This is a genomic window from Arenibacterium sp. CAU 1754 (assembly GCF_054482635.1).
Window position 1 is genome coordinate 803,609 of the sequence record NZ_JBTLRG010000001.1, and the last position, 21,202, is coordinate 824,810.

Annotated in this window: 16 protein-coding genes; 10 read left to right on the forward strand and 6 right to left on the reverse strand. The window is 64.1% G+C overall.

Features of this window, described 5'->3' with window-relative positions; genetic code table 11:
• Positions 1–5: 5 nt before the first annotated feature.
• Genes ACXYMO_RS03920 through ACXYMO_RS03945 form a run of 6 tightly spaced genes read left to right on the forward strand, consistent with a single transcriptional unit; the run spans position 6 to position 11,878 of the window.
• The gene (locus ACXYMO_RS03920; protein WP_458877346.1) at positions 6–368 is read left to right on the forward strand and encodes a GPW/gp25 family protein; all 363 of its coding nucleotides are present in this window, start codon (positions 6–8) and stop codon (positions 366–368) included.
• Positions 365–2,929, forward strand: coding sequence for a putative baseplate assembly protein (locus ACXYMO_RS03925; protein ID WP_458877347.1), 2,565 nt, complete (start codon positions 365–367; stop codon positions 2,927–2,929). The genes ACXYMO_RS03920 and ACXYMO_RS03925 overlap by 4 nt, the downstream gene beginning before the upstream one ends.
• Entirely contained in the window at positions 2,926–5,721 is a 2,796-nt protein-coding gene (locus ACXYMO_RS03930; RefSeq protein ID WP_458877348.1) for a putative baseplate assembly protein, read from the forward strand. Before ACXYMO_RS03925 ends, ACXYMO_RS03930 begins: the two co-directional genes overlap by 4 nt.
• Positions 5,718–7,901 (forward strand): hypothetical protein, encoded by a 2,184-nt coding sequence (locus ACXYMO_RS03935; RefSeq protein ID WP_458877349.1) that lies wholly within the window; start codon positions 5,718–5,720, stop codon positions 7,899–7,901. Before ACXYMO_RS03930 ends, ACXYMO_RS03935 begins: the two co-directional genes overlap by 4 nt.
• 18 nt (positions 7,902–7,919) lie before the next feature.
• Complete coding sequence (locus ACXYMO_RS03940; protein ID WP_458877350.1) at positions 7,920–11,315, forward strand: DUF6519 domain-containing protein; 3,396 nt, start codon at positions 7,920–7,922, stop codon at positions 11,313–11,315.
• 23 nt (positions 11,316–11,338) lie between these two features.
• On the forward strand, positions 11,339–11,878 hold the full coding sequence (locus ACXYMO_RS03945) for a hypothetical protein (RefSeq protein ID WP_458877351.1): 540 nt from the start codon (positions 11,339–11,341) through the stop codon (positions 11,876–11,878).
• 4 nt (positions 11,879–11,882) lie between these two features.
• Here ACXYMO_RS03945 and ACXYMO_RS03950 read toward each other — a convergent pair whose 3' ends face one another.
• From ACXYMO_RS03950 to ACXYMO_RS03975, 6 genes are read right to left on the reverse strand one after another with little or no spacing between them, the layout of a single operon-like run.
• Complete coding sequence (locus ACXYMO_RS03950; protein ID WP_458877352.1) at positions 11,883–12,416, reverse strand: hypothetical protein; 534 nt, start codon at positions 12,414–12,416, stop codon at positions 11,883–11,885.
• Entirely contained in the window at positions 12,413–12,775 is a 363-nt protein-coding gene (locus ACXYMO_RS03955) for a hypothetical protein (RefSeq protein ID WP_458877353.1), read from the reverse strand. Before ACXYMO_RS03955 ends, ACXYMO_RS03950 begins: the two co-directional genes overlap by 4 nt.
• A 12-nt stretch (positions 12,776–12,787) precedes the next feature.
• Positions 12,788–13,852, reverse strand: a complete 1,065-nt coding sequence (locus ACXYMO_RS03960) for a COG3904 family protein (RefSeq protein ID WP_458877354.1) — start codon at positions 13,850–13,852, stop codon at positions 12,788–12,790.
• Between the two features lie 10 nt (positions 13,853–13,862).
• Positions 13,863–14,921 (reverse strand): COG3904 family protein, encoded by a 1,059-nt coding sequence (locus ACXYMO_RS03965; RefSeq protein ID WP_458877355.1) that lies wholly within the window; start codon positions 14,919–14,921, stop codon positions 13,863–13,865.
• 25 nt (positions 14,922–14,946) lie between these two features.
• Positions 14,947–15,414 (reverse strand): hypothetical protein, encoded by a 468-nt coding sequence (locus tag ACXYMO_RS03970; RefSeq protein ID WP_458877356.1) that lies wholly within the window; start codon positions 15,412–15,414, stop codon positions 14,947–14,949.
• Position 15,415: 1 nt separating this feature from the next.
• Positions 15,416–15,865: a pyridoxamine 5'-phosphate oxidase family protein gene (locus tag ACXYMO_RS03975; RefSeq protein WP_458877357.1), complete on the reverse strand. Its 450-nt coding sequence runs from the start codon at positions 15,863–15,865 to the stop codon at positions 15,416–15,418.
• 194 nt (positions 15,866–16,059) lie between these two features.
• Between ACXYMO_RS03975 and ACXYMO_RS03980 the strand changes: the two genes are divergently transcribed.
• From ACXYMO_RS03980 to pdhA, 4 genes are all read left to right on the forward strand, one after another.
• A complete protein-coding gene (locus ACXYMO_RS03980) occupies positions 16,060–16,575 on the forward strand; it encodes a flavodoxin domain-containing protein (protein ID WP_458877358.1) in 516 nt (171 codons plus the stop codon).
• Positions 16,576–16,722: 147 nt separating this feature from the next.
• Complete coding sequence (locus ACXYMO_RS03985) at positions 16,723–17,403, forward strand: dienelactone hydrolase family protein (protein WP_458877359.1); 681 nt, start codon at positions 16,723–16,725, stop codon at positions 17,401–17,403.
• Positions 17,404–17,457: 54 nt separating this feature from the next.
• Positions 17,458–19,203 (forward strand): acetate--CoA ligase, encoded by a 1,746-nt coding sequence (gene acsA / locus ACXYMO_RS03990; RefSeq protein WP_458877360.1) that lies wholly within the window; start codon positions 17,458–17,460, stop codon positions 19,201–19,203.
• Positions 19,200–21,200 carry a pyruvate dehydrogenase (acetyl-transferring) E1 component subunit alpha gene (gene pdhA, locus ACXYMO_RS03995; protein ID WP_458877361.1) on the forward strand — a complete coding sequence of 667 codons (2,001 nt, stop codon included), beginning with the start codon at positions 19,200–19,202 and terminating at the stop codon, positions 21,198–21,200. The genes acsA and pdhA overlap by 4 nt, the downstream gene beginning before the upstream one ends.
• Positions 21,201–21,202: the final 2 nt, after the last annotated feature.

Below are 21,202 nucleotides of genomic sequence, written 5' to 3' on the forward strand. Positions count from 1 at the left end.
GCGAAATGCAGATCGATTTCCCATATCATTTCGACGGCTCCGAGCGCACGGCGCGGGCGCGCGAGGCCAAGCATATCCGCGACATGATCGAACAGATCCTGTTCACCAATCCCGGCGAGCGGGTGAACCGGCCCGAATTCGGGGCCGGGATTCTGCAACTTGTCTTTGCCGCCGCCAGTCCCGAGGTCGCAGCGACCGCCGAATTCATGATCCGTGGCGCGTTGCAGCAGCACCTGGGCCAGCGGATCGAGATTCACGCCGTTGAAACCGAGGCCGAGGACGCCCTGCTGAGGATCCGCATCTCATACCGGTTGCTTGGTCACGAGGGGACCGAACTGGCCGAATTCGAGCTGGAGACGGGAACATGATCTATCACTGCTGCGATCCCCGCCGACGCGAACTGGTTCTGGCGAACCCGCCGCACAACGGAATCGACTTTCTCGAGGTGCTGGATGGCGAAGTGCCCGACACCACGCTGCGCCAGCGCACGCTGCTGTTGCGCTTTCTGCGCCCGCCCCCTGCGCTCAGCGTCGAAAACCTTGAACTGACGGGCGGCGAACGGATCACCGATGTCGACATCGCCTGGGTCACCCCGGCGGACGCCCCCGACACCACCCTGACCGAGGACTGGCTCGAAGACCTGCTGAACGAGATGAGCGCCGAAGCTCAGGCAAACACGCTGGTGATCCGCACAAATTCTCACGGCGATCACGCGACCTATACGCTGAGGCTGGTGAAACCGTCCGATACGCTGTCGCCCCCCGACGGGATCGACCGATTGCTGTCGCAGATCGACTTTTCCTTCAAGGTCGAATGCGAGACCGAGTTCGATTGCGCCCCCCGGATCGACTGCCCCGAAGAGCCGGGCGAGCGCCCGGTCATCAGTTACCTGGCCAAGGATTACCACAGTTTCCGCCGGTTGATGCTGGGACGGATGGCGCAGATCATGCCCGACTGGAAGGAACGCAGCCCCGCCGATCTGGGCATCGCGATGGTCGAACTGCTGTCTTATACCGGCGACCGGCTGAGCTATGCCCAGGATGCGGTGGCGACGGAAAGCTATCTGGCCACCGCGCGGCGGCGGTCCTCGATCCGGCGGCACGCGCGCCTTGTGGATTACAGGATGCATGACGGCGGCAATGCGCGGGTCTGGGTCCAGTTGCAGGTCTCCGCCGAGGTCACCGCCACGGCAAGCGAGTTGCAGTTTCTGACCCGCATCCCGGGCTTTGATCCGGTGCTGGCCCCCGGCCTGCGCGAACGGGCCTTTGACCGCGCCCCCGAAGTGTTTGAGCCGCTGCATGGGGGCACGTTCTATCCCGCGCACAACACGCTCGATTTCTATACGTGGGGTAGCGGCGAATGTTGCCTTGCGACCGGGGCCACGCGCGCCACGCTTGCCGGGGATTACCCAGACCTTGCGCCGGGCGACATCCTTGTCTTTGCCGAGCGTGTCGGCCCAAGGACCGGTCGGGCAGCGGATGCCGACCCGACGCGGCGCCACGCGGTCAGGCTGACCGCCGTGCAGGCCGGCCTTACCGATGACCTGCCGCTGGAACCGGGCGCCCTGCCCGCACCAATCACCGAAATCCGCTGGGCCGAGGAAGATGAACTACCCTTCCCGTTTTGCCTGTCGGCCACGCTCGACGACGCGGCGGGCGGCGGGACGGTGACCGAAGTCTCGCATGCGCTTGGCAACATCCTGCTTGCCGATCACGGGCGCAGCGTGACGGGCGAGGTGCTTGCCCCCGTGCCCCAGCCGCATCTAAGCGTCGTGCCCGATGCCACCGGGGACCCCTGCGACCGGCCCGACCCAGTACCGGTGCCGCCCCGCTATGCCCCGCTTCTGAACCTTGGTCCGGTCACACGGGCCACAGTCACCCGCGACAGCGAAACCGGCGACACGGTGCCCTATGATCCACTGACCACCCGATCAGCCTATGCCGCGCTCGCCCAACCGCTTGAGGCGCGCGCAACAACGGTATCGCTGACCGACGACAGTGCGGCCAGCGACGATTGGCAGGCCCGGGCGGATTTGCTGAATTCCTACCCCGAAAGCCGCCATTTCGTCGTCGAGACCGAGCGCGACGGGCAGGCAAGGCTGCGCTTTGGCGATGACGTGAACGGGCGGCGACCGAACGCGGGCACCGGGTTCTCCGTTGCCTACCGGGTCGGCAACGGGACGACCGGCAATATCGGCGCGGGCGCCATCACCCATGTCATCACCGACAAGGGCGGGATCGACAAGATCACCAACCCGATGCCCGCGACCGGCGGGATCGCCCCCGAGAGCATGGAAGAGGTGCGCGCGGCGGCACCCTTTGCCTATCGCCGTCAGGAACGCGCCGTGACCGAGGCCGATTACGGCGAGATGGCCCGCCGCCACCCCGACGTTCAGCGCGCGGTCGCCACCTTTCGCTGGAACGGGCATGGGCACACGGTCTTTGTCACCGTGGACCGTTTCGGCAACCGCCCGGTCACGCCGGAATTCCGCGCGGAACTGGCCGAATTCCTCGATCGGTTCCGCATGGCCGGGTATGACCTGCGGATCGACGCGCCCCGGTTCGTCGCGCTCGAACTTGCGCTGTTCGTCTGCGCCGGCCCGGATCATTTCCGCAGTCAGATCAAGCGCGAGGTGCTCGAGGTGCTGGGCACCGCACGTCTGCGAGACGGTCGTGCCGGGTTGTTCCATCCCGACAATTTCAGCTTTGGCGATTCCGTCTGGCTGAGCCGGATTTACGCCACGGTGATGGGCGTCGAGGGGGTCACCTCGGTCAAGGCCACTACCTTCCGCCGCCGCGGCACCACCGCGACGACCCCCCTTGCAGACGGGGTCATCGAAATGGGCCGGCTTGAGATCGCACAGTGCGAGAACGACCGGAATTATCCCGAACGCGGCTCTGTCGCAATCACCATGGGAGGAGGCAAATGAGCGAGCCACCGATCCGCATAGGCCACCCGGACCACACCGCCGAAAAGCAGGACAGCTGCGGCTGCTGCGAGGGCGTGACGCTGTCCACGGCCCGGCCCGTCACCAACCGCCCCAACCTGAGCGCGATTTCCTACCGCTCCGGGGACCATGCAAGTTTCAAGGCGTCGATGAAGGCCCGCCTGGCCTCGTCCACGCTGCCTGCGCTGGCCCGGCTGGGCACCCGCGACGACGATGATTTCTCGATCGCGCTGATCGACGGCTGGGCGACGGTGCTTGACGTGCTGACCTTTTACCAGGAACGGCATGCGACCGAGGCCTATATCGGCACCGCGACAGAACGCTTTTCGATCAACGAAATCGCCCGGCTGATCGGGTACCGCCTGCATCCGGGATCGGCAGCCGAAACCGATGTCGTGTTCCAGATGGAGGACCCGCCCGGTGCCGAGCCGGATGTCGAAGAACTGATCATTCCCGAAAGCACCCGGGTCCAGAGTCTGCCCGGCCCCGACGAAGACGCGCAGGTGTTCGAGACGCTGGCCGATCTGGACGCCCGCGTCGCCTGGAACAGAATGCAGCCACGTCAGAACAGGCGTGTCGCGGTGGATGCGGGCAACGCAAACGGAACATGGCTTGCCGGTCAGGCCACCGGGCTGGCGCCCGGTGACGCGGTCCTGATTGTCCACCCTGACCGGTTGGTGGGCGCCTCGGACCTCTGGGCTTTCCGGCGTCTGACCAGGGTCGAACCCGATGCCGATCTCGACCGCACCCGGATCGAGTGGGAGGATGCGGTAAGCGGGATAAGCCCCGCAGGCGAAACCGCGCCCGTCCACAAGGTCTTTGCGCTCAGACGGCAGGCCTCGCTCTTTGGGTATAATGCGCCCCTGCCCGCGATGCTGCACGAGGACACCCGCGAAGCCTTTGGCTATACGGAAGCGACCGGCGGCGTTCCAGACAATTCGCCCTCTCCGATCATCGGCGACTTAGGTGATTTCGGCGACTGGGATTTCACCTATGAGCAATCCGATACCCGGATTGTCCTCGACACGGTCCATAAGGAATTCGTCAAGGACGGCTGGGCGGTGATGACCGCGCCCGGTATCTCGCCCCGGCTCTATCAGATCGACAGCGCAGAGGCCGATGCCGAGGCACGCTACGGGATCAGCGGACGCGCCACCGCGTTCGATCCCGATCTGTCCGGCTGGGTCGCGGACTTTGCCGGAAAATATCGCCGCGTTGCGGTCTATGGCGGCAGCGAAGAGCTGGATCTGGCCGAAACGCCCGAGCGCACATTCCTCGTCGGCACGAAAGTCGACCTCGACACAAAGATCCCCGATCTGCCCGAGGACCGGGTGGTGTACCTCAAGGGGCGCCGCGCCCAGGTCGAGATCACAGCCTCCGAGTTGACGGTCCTGCGCCTTGACGGCAGCACCGACGACCTGCCCCGCGACACCCGGATGACCGTCCTGCTGGTTCTGTTCTTTCCGCTGTTTCCGTTCTTCGGCGGCTGGCTGATGACCGACCCGGACGGCAAACTTGCCTTTGTCTGGTCTTGGGTCTGGAATTTCCGCATCGTGCCGGCGGACGAGGACGCGCCGATGATCACCCTGCGCAACGAGGTGACGGAAATCGATCAGTCCGATCCCCTGCGCACGGTTCTGACGCTCAAATCCACCATCTTCGAACCCCTGGACCGGGTCAGCACGGTGATCCACGGCAATGTCGCCCGAGCCTCGCACGGCGAAGGCGCATCCGAAATCCTGGGCGCGGGCACCCCGGCGCAGCCGTTCCAGCGGTTCGCCCTCAAACAGGCGCCGGTCACGCATCTGGTGGCCTCGACCGAAAACGGTGTGGCCTCGACGCTAAAGCTCCGGATCGACGGGGTGGAATGGCAGGAGGTGCCCGACCTCTATCAGCGCGGCGCCACCGCGCGGGTGTTTGCAACGACCCTGTCGGATACCGGCGAAACGACGGTGCGCTTTGGCGACGGGGTGTCGGGCGCGCGCCCGCCTGCGGGCCGCGACAACATCGAGGCCGAGTACCGCAGGGGGCTGGGCAAGGCGGGCAATCTGCGCGCCGGTCAGCTGTCACTTGCCATCGACAAGCCGCTGGGGCTGAAGGAGGTCGTCAATCCCTTCGCAGCGACCGGCGGATCGGACGCCGAAACCGAGGACGCAGCCCGGCGCAACGCGCCGATCTATACCCTGACGCTGGGGCGCGTGGTGTCGATCACCGACTACCGGGATTTCGCGCTTGGCTATCCGGGGATCGCGCGGGCCGACGCGCGCTGGATCTGGCAGGGAGAGACCCGGCGCATCGTGGTGACGGTCGCGGGGGATGACGGTGCAGCGGTGCGCCAATCCGGCCCCCTGTTCAAGGCGCTCCGCGATGCCTATCGCGAATATGGCGATCCACTGGTCGGGTTTGACCTGCTGTCTTATCAATCTGCAAAGTTCCGCCTCGGACTCAAGGTTGCGGTGGACCCCGCGCATGACACTGACACGGTGCTTGAAGCGGTCGAAACAGCCCTGCGCGCGGCCTATGCGTTCGACAACCGGGATTTCGCCCAGCCCGTCGCGCTGGCAGACGTGGCGGCCAAGGCCCATGGCGTCGCTGGCGTCGTTGCGGTGGATATCGACCGGCTCTACAGCGAGACGGGTCCGCAATCCGAGGTCACGGATCACATGTTGCTTGAATCCCGCACCGGCCGCTCGAACAACGAGGGCACGCTGTTCGCGGCCGAAATCCTGACCCTTTCGGATGCGCCCTTCGACCTGCTGGAGGTGATGTCATGACCCGGATCACGCCCGAGGCCCTTTATGGGCTCATGCCTGCGATCTACCGGATCAAGGACGCCAAGGAGGGCGAACCCCTGCGCGCGTTGGTTTCGGTTCTGGCCCGCGAAGGCGCCGTGGTCGAAGAGGATATCGAACAGCTTCTCGATGACCTTTTCATCGAGACCTGTGCGCCATGGGCGGTGCCCTATATCGGCGGGATCGTCGGATACCAGGCGCTTCATTCCGTCGAAGGGCTGACCGCAGGCAGCCGGGCCGAAGTCGCCAATACCATCGCCTATCGCCGTCGCAAGGGCACCGCCGCGGTGCTGGAACAGCTGGCCCGCGATGTGACCGGCTGGCCCGCAAGCGCGGTGGAATATATCCAGCGCGTCGCCTGCTGCCAGCACATGAATGTCACACGGCCCGAGGCCCAGACCACCGCAGATCTGCACAACCCGCTAGACTTGGAAAAGCTGGGCACCGCGTTCGACATGGTCGCCCGATCTGCAGATGTGCGTTCGATCACGCAAAGCCCCGGGCGCCAGAGCATCGGCGGGCGGCACAACCTGCCCAATATCGGGATCCATCTGTGGCGCCTGCAGGCGATGCGGCAGACGGATGTGCCGACGACGCCGGTGGGCGCGGACGGGCGGCGGTATCTCTTTGATCCACTTGGGGCACCCCGGCACCTGACAAACCGGCAAGAGGCCGAACGCGAGATCACCGCGCTTGCCGGACCTGTGAACGTGCCCGGCGCGGTGACGCGGCGGATGCTGGACGCGCGCCCGTCTGCCTGGGTTCGGGGCGTGGATCCGGGCGGGCTCAAGGCGTTTGACATCTTCGTCGACGGGGCAGCGCTGGCGGTTGAGGACATCGTTGCCTGTGATCTGTCCGATGACGGAGCGGGCTGGAACCATTCGCCCCATGACGCCGATCCTGTCGGGAGTAACCGACCGGTCCGCGTCGACCCGGAACTGGGGCGCATCGCCTTTCCGGACGCGCCATCAGGCGAGGTCCGGGTCAGTTTCCACACCGCCTTTCCTGCCCCCATCGGCGGCGGCGAATACAACCGCGCCGACAGCCTGCCACCGCCCGACGGCGCGGGTACTCTGATCTCCTATCCCAATGGCACGCACGCGGATTTGCAGGCCGCGCTGGACGCCATCGGCCCCGAAGGCGGCATCGTCGAGATCACCGAGAACAACATCTACACGGCACCCGCCACGATCACCGCGCCGGAAGGCGCCGAGATCGGGTTGCGCGCCGCCGATGGGGTGCGCGCAATCCTGCGCGGGTCCGATCCCATCGAAATCAGCGGGGCCGAGGACTCCCGTGTCACGCTGAACGGTCTGGTCCTGGATGGCTGCCCGCTGCATGTGCTGCCCGATGGCGACGACATTTCGCTCGCCTCGGTCGATCTTGCCCATGTCACGCTGATCCCGGGACTGTCCTTTACCAGCGACGGACGGCCCGCCAGCCCCGGCGCCGAGAGTTTGCGCCTGGAAACGACCGGCGTGGAACTGGGCATTTACCGGTCGATCCTGGGCCCGATCCGGATGACGGACACGACAAACCTTGAGATGGAAGACAGCATCGTGGACGCCGCCGCGGATGATCCCGCCGACAGCGCCGAAGGGCTGGCCATCGCAGGGCTGGACGGAGAGGACAGCGCCGCCGGCGCGCTGACCATCCTGACCTCGACGGTGATCGGGCGTGTCTTTGCCCGTGCGCTGCCGCTGGTTTCGGATGCGATCCTGTTTGCCAGATCGGCAAGCCCCGGTGCGGCGCCGATCCGCGCGCAGCGGCGTCAGGACGGATGCCTGCGGTTTACTTATGTCCCCCATGGCTCGATCACGCCGCGGCGGTTCCGGTGCCAGCCACAGCTGGCCATCGACGAAGCCATCGCCGCCCGCGAGGCCGAACTTGGCGGCCCGGTGCCACAGGCCGAGCGCGACCTGATCCGCGCCCGCATTCTGCCTTGGCTGGTGCCGTCCTTTACCGCGCTTTCGGCGAGCGCACCCGCCTATGGCCAGCTTCGGCGCAGCGCACCGGCGCAGATCCGCAAGGGCGCCTCGGACGAGGGCGAGATGGGCGTTTATCACATGTTGTACGAGCCGCAGCGCGAAACGAACTTGCGCATCCGGCTCGACGAATATCTCAGATTCGGCCTTGAGGCCGGGCTGATCTTCGAAACCTGAACCAGGAGGGAACCAAAGATGAGCGGCGACTACAGCAAGGACAGTTTTGACGCGCTGCGCGACTTTGCCGGGGTATTCCTGCAACAGGGGCGCCCGGTGCTGGACTCGGACTGGAACGAGATGGTGAAGCTGCTTGACCGGCGCATCCGTGCGGGCACCGTCGACACCATCGGCCGGGCGGTGGTGCCGCTGGAAACGGAAAACGGATTTCACATCCGCCATGGCACCGACGGGCTCGAAATCGGGCCCGGGCGGCTCTACCTCCACGGGATGCTGGTTGAGAACCACGGACCAGCCGATTTCGCCGCCAGCGGCGAGGCCGGGCTTGACGCGCCGGTCTTTGATCGCGGCACGGGGGACGAGATCACCGACCCGCTGGGCGTGCTGGACGAAATGGTCTCGCCGCTTGAGGGGTATCTTGCCTATGACGCCCAGCCCTATTGGCCAACGCCCGAAACCCTCCCCGAAGAGGGCGGGCCGTTCCTTGCCTATCTTGTAGGCTGGCAGCGCGAGGTGACGCCGGTCAAGGACCCCTCGCTGCTAGACCCCGCGCTTGGCGGCGTCGACAGCGCGACACGCTGGCAGACGGTCTGGCAGGTGCGTTTGCTGGGGGGCATCGGCGACGGCGCGACCTGCGCAACACCCGAGGAAGACCTGATCGGCTGGGACGCGGTCATGGCCCCCTCGACCGCGCGCCTGACCACGGACACGGCTGATGTGGACACGCCAGAGGACCCCTGCCTAGTGCCGCCGACCGACGGGTATACCGGGCTTGAGAACCAGTTTTACCGGGTCGAAATCCACAGCGTCGGCCAGACCGGCGCGCAAGAGGACGCCTGGTTCAAATACTCGCGTGAAAATGCCTCAGTCGCGGCATCCATCGAAAGCTTTGGAAGCCCGGCCAACACGATCATCGTGCGCACGCTTGGCCGGGACGATCTGTTGCGGTTCCATGAAGGAAACTGGGTCGAAATCACCGACGATCACCGCGAGTTCAATCATCAGTCGGGTCAGATCCTGAAAGTGACCAAGGTCAACGAGGACACCCGCGAGATCGAGCTTTCGGGCACGATCGATGCCGATCTGATCCCCACCGATGCCGGTGACGATACCGCCAAGGCGCGTCATTCGCGGCTGATCCGGTGGGACCAGCACGGCACGATCCGGCAACAGGATGCCGCCGGGAACTGGGTCCTCTGGTGGGATCTCGACGCTGATAACGGCGGCGCGCCCGACGGGGTGATCCCGGTCCCGCCCGCCGGCACGGTCCTGATGCTGGAATCGGGGATCACCGTTGAATTTTCGACCGCCGCGGGCCCCGGCCGATACCGTGAGATGGACGCCTGGAGTTTCTGGGCCCGGACCGCGGGCACCCAGATCGAACCGCTGACAAACGCGCCTCCCGACGCCGCTCAGCGCCATTACACCCCGCTGGGGATTGTCACCTTCCCGGATGTGCCGGTGGATGATTGCCGTACCTTCTGGCCCCCCGAAATCGTGGCGGGCGACGGATGTGCCTGTTCGGTCTGTATCACGGCGGACTCGCACAACTCCGGCAGTTTCACCATTCAGGACGGGATCGATCAGGTGGCCGAGGCAGGCGGCGGGACCGTCTGCCTGGACCCCGGCCGTTATATGCTGAGCCAGACGATCACGATGGAAAACCTTTATGGCGTAACGCTCAAAGGTCACGGCATCACCACCGTGCTCGACTATCGCGGGGCGACGGACAGCGCGATCCAGGTCTCGACCAGCATCGACGTTCGCGTCGAGGATCTGGCCATCCTTGTCGAACCGGAAAGCGCCGGATCGACCGCTGCCGGCCCGACGCCCGGCCATGGTCTGACGGCGCGCCACACGGCCACGCTGGCCCTGCGGCGCCTCGCCATCGTTGTCGGTGCAACCGGGGACGAACGGCAGGATCACGGGATCGAACTCGAAGGTTTGGTGCTTGCCGCCAAGATCGAGGAATGCCTCGTCGCCGCGCCCTTTGCACTGGGCTCACTTGCCGCCATCCAGGGGCTGACCAAAAGCGTTGGCGCCGCAGAGGCGGATGACGCGCCAAGCTGGCTGGCCCTGGGCGAGGTGCGCCTGCTGGACAACGTGTTCTTTTCCGGGCGCAGCGCCATCCGTCTGGGCGGGCTTGCCTTTGGGATGTCACCGACGATCATGGCGCGCAACCTGCTGACGGGGATTGAATCCGGTGTCGCGCTGGACTGGGCCGAAATGCCCACCGGCGGCACATCAGTGGAAAGCAACAGCATCCTGTCGAGCGGCCATGCCGCGATCGTCGGCGTGAACGAATTACGGTTCGAGAACAACACGCTCAGCGGCGGCCCGATCGGCGGCGACGGGCTTGTGCTGATCCCGAATGTCGTACCCGAAGCGCCGCTTTCTGCGCAGGTGATCGGCAACCGCATTTCGGATCTGGGGGGTGTGGGCCTGCGGATCGCTGCCAACTACGACCGCTTGCTGATCAAGCGGAACATGATCCGTAATTGCGCCTTTGCGGGCATCAAATCCGAAGAAGGATATCTGGGGCGTCACCTTTCCCTTGAGGATAATGTGATCAACAACATTCCGGGCGCGCCAAACGGTGCGGGGGCTGCGGGCATCGCCATCCTCGGCGTTCTCGAAGGTCAGGCGCGCGGCAACTCGATCAGCGTGATCGGCGCGGAAATGCCCGACGGGTCACTGACTGCCGGAATTGCGATGCAGGGAATCGTCGCCATGGCGATCGAGGGCAATTCGATCTACGAGATCGGCCCCGACAGCCCCGAAGCGCAATCCTGGGGTGTCGTTGTGCGCCCGCCCCTGTTCCAACTGGGCGTCACCGGCAACCGGATCGACGGCACCGCGACGCGGATCGACGAAGCCAACGCGTGGAAGGCGATCGAGATCGGCCTGGCCGAGGATATCGACGCGCTTGGCGAGGGCGCGGACCTGCCCAATTCCTTCACAGGGGTTGAAAGCTCGATTCCCGGTGGCAGTGCCGAAGCGATGGCCTTTGCCGAGGTCGGCGGCATGCTCTATGCCATCTCGCGGGTGGATGCCCGTGCGGTCGTGCCGCTGCGCCCGGTCCAGGTGTCGGTCACCGGCAATCAGGTGATGCACTTTGCCCCGTCGCTGGCCGCATCCGTGGCCATCGCGGTGCGTGGCACCGCCGCCGTCGATCTCAGCCATAACCAGCTTGATCTGATGGGCGGCTCGAACCTGGCCGCGCAAGTCGCGGTGTCCGGCAACCGGATCACCGCCAGTTCCAACTCGATCCGCCACCGGCGCGACGAGGGGCTGTCGCTGCTGCTGTTCGCAGGGGCCGCCACGCCCATCGGCAACATCACATCCGGCAATATCCACATCGCGCCGGGCGGGCTTCAGCCGCCCTTCGATGCGCTCAACATCATGAATGCCTGACCCGCAACAGGAGGGAAAAAGACATGGCAAACAAACTTGCGAAACTTGGACGCGAACGCAGCCTGCGGACGCTGGCCCAGCGGCTCTTTGTGATCGACGGGCCGGACGCGACTGAAAAACTCCGTCACGCCGAGGCGGCGCTTTTGCGCGCCAATCCGGATCTTGCCAAACCCGAGGGTTTTTCCTCGGGCAAGCGGGTGATCGTGCCGGGCGACATCGGACTGGCGGCAACCGATCGGGTCGAAAAAACCGGGGAAAGCGCGTCGGGGCTTTTGGACGAAACCGGTGTGCGGCTTGATCTGGCGGGCAAGGCGTTTGCCCAGCGCTTTGACGCCGCAGGGCGCGCGGACGCGGCCAAGCTGGAAAAGATCGCCGATCGCACCTTTGTCCGGAATCTGCGAAAGGCCCTGCCCGAGACGGCCGCGATCCTGCCCAAGACGCGCGAAACACTGGGCAAACGCGCCGAGGAGGATAAGGACCGCGCCGAGCGGTTCAGCAAATCCATCGCCGAAGCACAGGAAATGCTGGCCGCCCTGCGCGCCCTTGCCGAGCGCCAACGCTGACCCGTCACGCCCCCTCTTCGGGCACGGTACAAATCGTGGCCAGCGCTTGCAGGTTCCGGTCGATCGGGGCCGCGCCGATATCTGAGGACAAACGGGCAAAAAACGGGCCGTAAACAACCCCGTACCGTGTCACGTAGCTGCAAAAGAACGCGTCCAGAATGAGCGCGTCGCACACCCCGGAGGACCGGCAATAGGCAACTTCGTCAAAGAACACCTGCACCCGGAACAGCGCCTGATCCACGTCGGTCCGATCCGGACGGTTCGGATAGGTGGCGTTGATGAAATTTGCATAGGCGCGCGGCGACATCGCATTGTCTGCGACAAAAGCCGCAAAATCCGGATAGTCCTTCCAGTATTGCAGCAGGCGGGTTCGCGCCGCGAGAAGATCATCCGCGCCGAACCGTTCGATATACCCAAGCGATTGCGCCTGGCGTGCGGCCTGCGCGCTGCTGGCGCGGTCGTCAAAGTATTTCCAGACCCCGAAAACCGCGATGGCCGTTGCTATGATCTTGAGGGCGAATTCGACCTGGGCCTTCATTGTTCGGCCTCGATCCGGCAGGCGTCGGGATAATAGCGAACAACCGTGGCCCCCTCGGGCAGGGTCAGTCCCGACAGGCACTCCATCTGCCCGCTTGTCAGCGCCACAAACCCGTCCAGCGCGTCGCCCTCTTGCAAGGTTACGGTCGGCACCTCGTTCGTCAGCGTGCTCAACAGGCTGTCACCGCTCTGGGGCGGACAATTTCCGGTGACGACAAAGGCCGGATCGCCCATTGCGCGATAGGTCTCAAGATGTGCCAGAATACAGGCCAAATCCTCAGCCGATACACGATAATAGGGCGCCTCATCCGCAGTGGCCCATCCCGCAGCCAACGCAAACGCCAGGCTAAGTCGCACCATGTCTCTCTCCCCTCATATGCAGAATCGGAACGCTGCCGCCAGCTTGTCACGGGCGATGGCGGACAACACCATTTTCGCCCGATAATACCCACCCTCGGCCCGGCTTACGAGGTATCCAACCTCAAGTGATCCGGCTGTCTCCAGTCCAGATACGGACACCCTGTCCAACGCCACCTCGATATAGCTGAACGAAGCGTCCGCGTGGATCTTCACCGATTGCGCCTTGAGCGTGCGGGTGCCGAGAATTACGGTAATCTCCCCGGTGGGCGAACTTGTCGCCTGCAACCAGTTCTGATCCGCAGTCAGCCAGAAGTGCGGCTGCCCGTTGCGGCAGTAGGCGTTGAGCCTGTTGATATGGTCATAGGCCCGCGTTGCATCCAGCCGATGGCTGACGGCCATGATCCCGTTGCCATGGGGTATCAGGTCGAACGGTCCAAACCCCTGCGGGGTGACCAGATCGAATTGGGCAAGGTCGTCGACACTCGGGAAATGCATGGCGTCGCTGGGCGTGTTGCTGGCGGCGACGAAAATGCGCGGATCAATCCCCATCTCGACCAGGTATTCGATCAGCAGTGCCGAAATCATCTGTCCACTGGCCAGACCGCCCTGCCCCGGCAGATCGCGCCCGCCCGGCAGGGCCACCCGGTGAAACCCCAGACGTGCGGTGCGTGGCACATGCCGCACCACGCCGCCGACAAAGGCATAGGCACAGGCACTCAGACAGTGTCCGTCCTCCAGCACGTTGTCGAACCGGAGATACCCGTCATAGACCTTGAATTGCGCGCGCCCGACGACCGTATGCAACTGCTTGTTGCGGATCATGCGGCCCAGTTTCAGCCCGGCCTCAAGATTGCCGCCGGTGCTGTTCAGCAGAACCTGATATCCGAACAGACCTTCGCTGTCCCAAAACGCCTGCACCCGCTCGGGCGCGGCCGCGTCGATCGGACCATCCAGGATCAGATAACAGGACTCCTCGGCATTCGCGTAACATTCGTTCTGGATGCTCAGCGTCTGTGCCCGCGCCGCGCCACCTGCCAGCAGCAGGATCAGAAGGATGACAGGAACGCGGAAAAGCATCTGGCCCTCCTCAAATACACAGCCGGAACGCAGCGTCCAGCATCTTGCGGTCGGTGGCGTCCAGCCTGATCAGTGCGTTAACCTGGAACACTCCCCAGTCGAATGAACTCTCGCCATAGCTGGCCCCCAATGTCACGGCGTCCCGAAGCAGGGACAGATGATCCGGCCTCAGGACGAATTCGATGTAATTATGCGCCGCGTCGGCGCGCAGGGTCACCTTTTCGGGAGGGGCGCGGCTGGTCCCCAGGCTCACGCTTCTCGTGCCCTTGGCAATTTCGCTTTGCGGCAAAAGGCTCTCGTGCGTGGTCAGTATGATTCTGGGGCGGCCCGCCTGGCAATATGCGGTCACCTTGATGACGTCGTCGCGACGGCGCGGCGCCTCTTTCCGGTCGCTGATCGCGATGACACCGGCGCCATAGGGTTCCAGCCTGAAAGGCCCAAAGCCCTCCGGCGTGACAAGGTTAAAGCGTTCCAATTCCAGCCGGGTCGGATAATACATCTGCGCAACGGGCGTATTGCCCGCAGCGACGAAGATACCGGGGTTTATCCCCATCTCGGCAAGATATTCGATCAGGAGCGCCGAAATCTGTTGCCCGCTTGCCAGCCCGCCCTGCCCCGGCAGATCGCGCCCGCCCGGCAAGGCAACCCGGTGAAACCCCAGCCGCGCAGCCTGTGGCACATGACGCCCCACGCCACCGACAAAGGCATAGGCACAGGCGCTGGCACAGGCCGCGTCGTCCAGAACCTCGACCCACGGGCTGAATTCAGTGACGCGGGAAAAATCGGCGCGACCGACCCGCGTGCTAAACCCCTCGGCGCGGATCATCCGCCCCAGTTCCAGCCCGGCCGCAAGGTCACCGCCGGTGCTGTTGAGCAGAACGCTATGCCCTTTGGCTTCAGCCAGAAGTGCTTGGAACCGTGCGGGCACGTCCTTGTCCAGCCGCCCATCGACGATCAGGTAGCATTCCTCTCGTACGAGGCCCAATTCGCAGGCGGCGCTAATCCGCGTTTCATCTGTACGCGCGGCGCTGGCCGCAAAAAGCAGGATCAGGGTTAACTGCAGTATCATCGCGCCCTCTTTCAACGTCCCCCTCCTACGCTCCATCATCCTGCATCTCATGCAACAGGACCCAAAGCCCCCAGGCCCCCCAAAGGGTGATCAGAGGCAGCACGACCCAAAACGCCGTCGTATCGAGCGCCCACCCCTCGGCGCCCTCGGCGGCCGTGGCCGCGGCCAGCGAGACGACGGGCCAGTAGACCGTAATCCCCAACGCGGCGGCAAGAAGAACCCGGCCCCAATTGCGTCGCAGAAAATGGCCGACAAGTCCGGCCAGCAACAAGGGCGCATAGGTGACAAGATCACCAAACGCAAAGGCCCACCAATAGGCGACCCCGATTTTCGTCACCTGTTCGACAGATTCCTGCGTGCCCATGTCGACACCCAGTTGATAGTCAAAGGCCGGGATCAGCTGCGCATAAGCCAGATAGACAAGGAATGCCCAGCCGGTGATCTGCAACAGCCCCCAGGTTCTGCGCTTTGGCGGATTTGCCGGGGCGGCCATGTCAGATCGTCATCAGGTCGCAATGACCAAAGCCCTTCCTGTAATCGAGCAGCGAGATCACGATCGGATCGATCCGGAAAATGGCAAGCTCCACACTGCCGTCGGTGAGGGCATAGTCCGGTATTTGCGGAAATTTCCGGAACATCAGTGCACCGACTGCGTCGATTTCCTTTGGGTCCTTCACCTTGGTCGCGCGCCCGCCAAGCGACAGCCCGACGATGTCGTCCCAGGTTTCGTAGGGACGGTTGATCGTCAGGGACACCTTGTCGTTCAACGCAATGTTGCGGGCCTTCTGGCTGTCGGTCGAGGTTCCGAAATAGATCGTCAAACCGTCGTTCATGTAGCTGACCGTGGTCGCTTGCGGAAATCCGTCTTCGCGCACGGTGGCGATTGTCATGTCATCCGTGCCGTCGATGATGGCTATGATCTGGTCTTTCATGGCCTGGTCCATCGTGGTGCCTCCCATTTCGTGATCAAATCAAAATCATTAGATCACATTGGTGCGAATTTGGGTTTGACGCAGATCAGTCCGCCGGCCCCCGGGCTTTGGTAGGGTCAAGATAACGCAGTTCACCCGGACGGCATTTGGCACGGGCTTGCGGATCCTGACGGCCGGGCACGGCCGCAAACGAAAGAGGGCCCGACATGAACGGTGCGATCTTTTACCAAAGCAAATACAGCAGCACGGCGAATTATGCGCAGTGGATTGGCGAGGCAACAGGTTTGCCGGTGTTCGACGTGACGAACCCCGGCGCCGATCCGTCGGACTATGACTTTCTCGTGCTGGGCAGCCCCATTCTTTATTTCAAACTGCTGTTCCGTAAATGGGTGCACCGGAATGCGGCCGCCATCACAAGCCGGCCCACGATCCTGTTCAGTGTATCGGGCGCCGGACCCGGACCAAAGCTGGACAGCTGGCTGGCGAAATGCCTGCCAGAGGATGTTGTCGCCCATGTGCATCATGTCGGCTTGCGTGGCAGGTCGAACCACGATGACCTCGGCTGGTTCGACTGGCTGATGCTTTTGGTCTGGGGGATGATGAACCCGGATCGCAAATCGGCCAGGGATGAGCAGCACGGCTTTGACTATATGGACAAGTCCAGCATTCAGCCGATTGTCGAGATGATCGCGAAACTGCAGAAAGGGGAAACGATCCCATAGGCTTGGACCGCATGATTCAACGATGGAATGCCACGCCCCCCGACCGATTGATCGAAGTCAAAGCATCTTGCCGCCCGAGAGACCACACTTGCACCAGCGCGGCATCGGCCGGGCGACACGGGCACATGCAACAAACGGTCGTGGAACATGTCGGGAAACCCCCTTGGAACACAGGTTGTATCGGTCGGCGCACAGGGGCTTGAAGGGGTTCTGCGGGTGCCTGCCGGGGCGTGTGCGCTCGTCATATTCGCCCATGGCGCCGGCAGCAGCCACCTGAGCACGCGTAACAACCACGTGGCCGACGTTCTGGGCCGGCGCGGCATTGCCACGCTTCTCTTTGATCTTCTGAGCGAGGCCGAGGCGGCGGACCGCGCCAATGTCTTTGACGTTGCCCTGCTCAGCCACCGGATGATCGATGCGATGGATTGGGCGCGTTCGAATCCGGATATTCCCGATCTGCCGCTTGGCCTGTTCGGATCCAGCACCGGCGCGGCGGCCGCGCTGGTTGCCGCCGCCCACGCGCCTTTCGACGTTGGCGCCGTTGTGTCGCGCGGCGGACGGCCCGACATGGCCGCCGGAGCCCTGCCCAAGGTCCGCGCCCCGGTCCTGTTGATCGTCGGGGGGGCCGATACGCAGGTGATTGACCTCAACCGGGCCGCCGCACAGCATCTGACCTGTGAACACCGGATCGAAATCGTTCCCGGTGCCACGCACCTGTTCGAAGAGCCCGGTGCGCTTGATCAGGTCATTGAGCTTGCCGGGGACTGGTACCTGACCCATCTGAGCGCCCCCGGACAATCGCCACAACAGCCGGAGAGTTCGACCTGACGCAATGACGCCGCGCCCCGGCGGTGGCCGGGACCATATGCAAGGAGACACCCGTTGACCTGGGACACGATCAGAAAATCGCCCGAGGACAAGGCGCGGGCCACCCTGCCCGATCCTGATCTGGCGCGGGCGAGCTTCAGCTGGGAGACGGCGCAGACCTTTGTCGACGGCCTGCCCGGTGGCGGTCTCAACATCTGTTACGAGGCGCTGGACCGGCATGTCGAAGGTGGACGCGCCGATCAGCGTGCCATGCGCTGGCTTGGACAGGATGGCGAGACGCGCGATTTCACCTATGCCCAACTGCTTGAGGGGGCATCGCGGTTTGCCGGCGTTCTTGCGCAGCACGGGATCGGCAAGGGTGACCGAGTCTTTTCGATGATGGGGCGCACGCCGGATGTATATTTCGCCGCCCTCGGCACATTGCGCGCGGGCGCGGTATTCACCCCGCTGTTTTCGGCCTTCGGGCCCGAACCCGTCCGCATGCGGATGGAGATCGGCGCTGCAAGCGCGCTGATCACCACCGAAACGATTTACCGTCGCAAGATCGCCAGTTGGCGCAGTGAAATTCCATCGCTCAAACTGATCCTGATTGTCGGGGATGATGCGCCCGAGGAGTGCGTGGCGCTTGGCCCCGCGATGGCCGCCGCGCCGGACCGGTTCGACATCATCCCGACCCGGCCCGAGGATATGGCGCTGATCCATTTCACATCGGGGACGACGGGCCGGCCCAAGGGCGTCGTGCATGTACACCAGGCCGTGGTCGCCCATGCGGCCAGCGGGCGCTATGCGCTCGAGATGCGGCCCGAAACCGTTTACTGGTGCACCGCCGATCCTGGCTGGGTCACCGGCACGTCCTATGGCATCATCGCGCCACTGGTGAACGCCACCTCGATCATCGTGGACGAGGCGGAATACGATCTGGAACGCTGGTACGCGACACTGGAACGCGAAAAGGTAGAGGTCTGGTACACCGCCCCCACCGCGATCCGCATGATGATGCGGGCGGGGAAAGACGCGGCCGCAGGATATGATTTTCAGAACCTGAAGTTCCTTGCCAGCGTGGGCGAACCGCTGAACCCCGAGGCCGTTGTCTGGGGTCAGACCGTGTTTGGCCGGCCCTTTCATGACAATTGGTGGCAGTCCGAAACCGGCAGCATCATGATCGCCAATACCGCTGCTATGGACGTCAAACCCGGATCAATGGGCAAGCCGCTGCCGGGGATCGAGGCGGGCATCGTGGATACCGGCGGCGCCACCCTGCGGCTGTGCAAGACCGGAGAGATTGGCGAACTGGCCCTGCGCCCGGGCTGGCCCTCGATGATGCGCGCCTATCTGAACGAAGAGGCGCGATACGCCAAGGTGTTCCGCGACGGATGGTATCTGTCCGGTGATCTGGCGATGCGCGATGAGGATGGATATTTCTGGTTCGTGGGCCGGGCCGATGACCTGATCAAATCCTCCGGGCATCTCATCGGCCCATTCGAGGTGGAAAGTGCGCTGATCGAGCATGAGGCCGTGGCCGAGGTCGGGGTCATCGGCATTCCCGATGAAACGGCGGGCGAAGTGGTCAAGGCCTATGTGGTTCTCAACCCTGGTCAGACCGCGTCACCCGAGCTTGAACGCACGTTGCGCGGATTTGCCCGCAAACGTCTGGGACCCGCCGTTGCACCCCGGGAAATCGTGTTCCGTGAAACCCTGCCAAAGACGCGGTCGGGCAAGATCATGCGCCGCCTGCTCAAGGCGCGTGAACTGGGCCTGCCCGAAGGGGATATCTCGACATTGGAGAGTGATGAATCATGACCGGACCCGACAAAGTTCATCTTTCGCGCGCGCATGTGCGGGACCTGCTGACGCATATGATCCGCATTCGCAAATTCGAAGACAAATGCGCCGAGCTCTACACGCAGGAAAAAATTCGCGGGTTTTTGCACCTCTATGACGGGGAAGAGGCGATCGCCACGGGAGTGATCCCGCTTTTGACGGAAGAAGACCGGATCGTCGCCACCTATCGCGAACATGGCCATGCGCTGGTGCGCGGGGTGTCGATGACATCGGTCATGGCTGAAATGCTGGGCAAGGCAGCCGGGTGTTCCGGCGGGCGCGGCGGGTCGATGCACCTGTTTGATGCGGCGACGAACTTTCACGGCGGCAATGCGATTGTCGGGGGCGGATTGCCCATGGCCGGGGGGCTGGCCCTGGGCGACAAGATGCTTGCGAAGAACGCGGTGACCGTCTGTTTCTTTGGCGAAGGCGCCGTGGCCGAGGGCGAGTTTCATGAAACCATGAACCTTGCCGCACTCTGGCAGGTGCCGGTGCTGTTCGTCTGCGAAAACAACGGCTATGCGATGGGAACGGCGCTGGCCCGCTCGGAAGCGGAAACCGACGTGCATGCCAAGGCAGCATGCTATGGCGTTGCGTCCGAGGTCGTGGACGGGATGGACGTGGTGGCCGTGGAAGCGGCGGCACGACGCGCCCTGACGCAGGTCCGCGAAACCTCCACCCCTTATTTCCTGGAATGCCGGACCTATCGGTTCCGCGCGCATTCGATGTTCGACGCACAGCTTTACCGCGACAAGGCCGAGGTCGAGGAGTGGCGCAGGCGCGGTCCGATCGTCAAATTTCAGGGCTGGGTCCTTGAAAACGGGCTTTTGCATGAGAGCGACATTTCCGAACTTGAGGCCGGGATCGACGCCGAGATCGCCGACGCGGTCGCCTTTGCCGAGGCCGCGCCGGTGGAGCCGATTGAGGACTTGACCCGTCACGTGATGGCCGAAGACCGCCCGGCGCCGCCCCCCCCGATCGCCCCATCGGGCGAAACCTATGAAACCACCTATCGCGACGCGGTGCGCGAGGCCCTGCGCGAGTCGCTGATCGGCGATGAGCGTGTTTTTCTGACCGGCGAGGATGTGGGCGCCTATGGCGGCTGCTATGCGGTGTCCAAAGGGTTGCTGGACGAATTCGGCCCCGACCGCATCCGCGATACGCCGCTGTCGGAGTCCGGATTTACCGGGTTCGGTATCGGGGCGGCCATGGCCGGGATGCGCCCCATTGTCGAGTTGATGACCGTCAATTTCAGCCTGCTTGCGCTGGATCAGATCATGAATACCGCCGCCACGCTGCGGCACATGTCCGGCGGGCAGTTCGGCGTGCCACTGGTCATCCGCATGGCAACCGGCGCGGGCAAACAGCTGGCCGCGCAGCATTCGCATTCCCTTGAGGGATGGTACGCGCATATCCCCGGTTTGCGGGTTGTTGCCCCCGCCACGCTTGAGGACGCGCGCGGCATGCTGGCCACGGCGCTTGCCGACCCCGATCCGGTTCTGATCTTTGAAAACGCTCTGCTCTATAACCAGACTGGCGTGCTCGACAAAAACACCGGAGCCGTGGACATCGACCGCGCCGTGATCCGGCGGGCCGGGCGCGACGTGACGCTGATCACCTATGGCGGATCGCTGAACAAGACGCTGCAAGCCGCCGACATGCTGGCGAAGGACGGGATCGAGGCCGAGGTCATCGACCTGCGCAGCCTGCGGCCACTGGATACCGAAACCCTGACCGCATCAGTCGCCCGCACCCACCGCGCGGTCGTGATTGACGAAGGCTGGTGCACAGGATCTCTGGCCGCCGAGGTGGCCGCCCGGATCGGCGAGGCCGTGTTCTGGACTCTTGACGCGCCGGTTGGCCGGGTCTGTTCCGCCGAGGTGCCGATCCCCTACCCCAAACATCTGGAAGACGCCGCAATTCCGCAGCCGCCCGCCATCGTGGCCGCAGCGCGGGCGACGCTGGGCAAGGGGTAGAC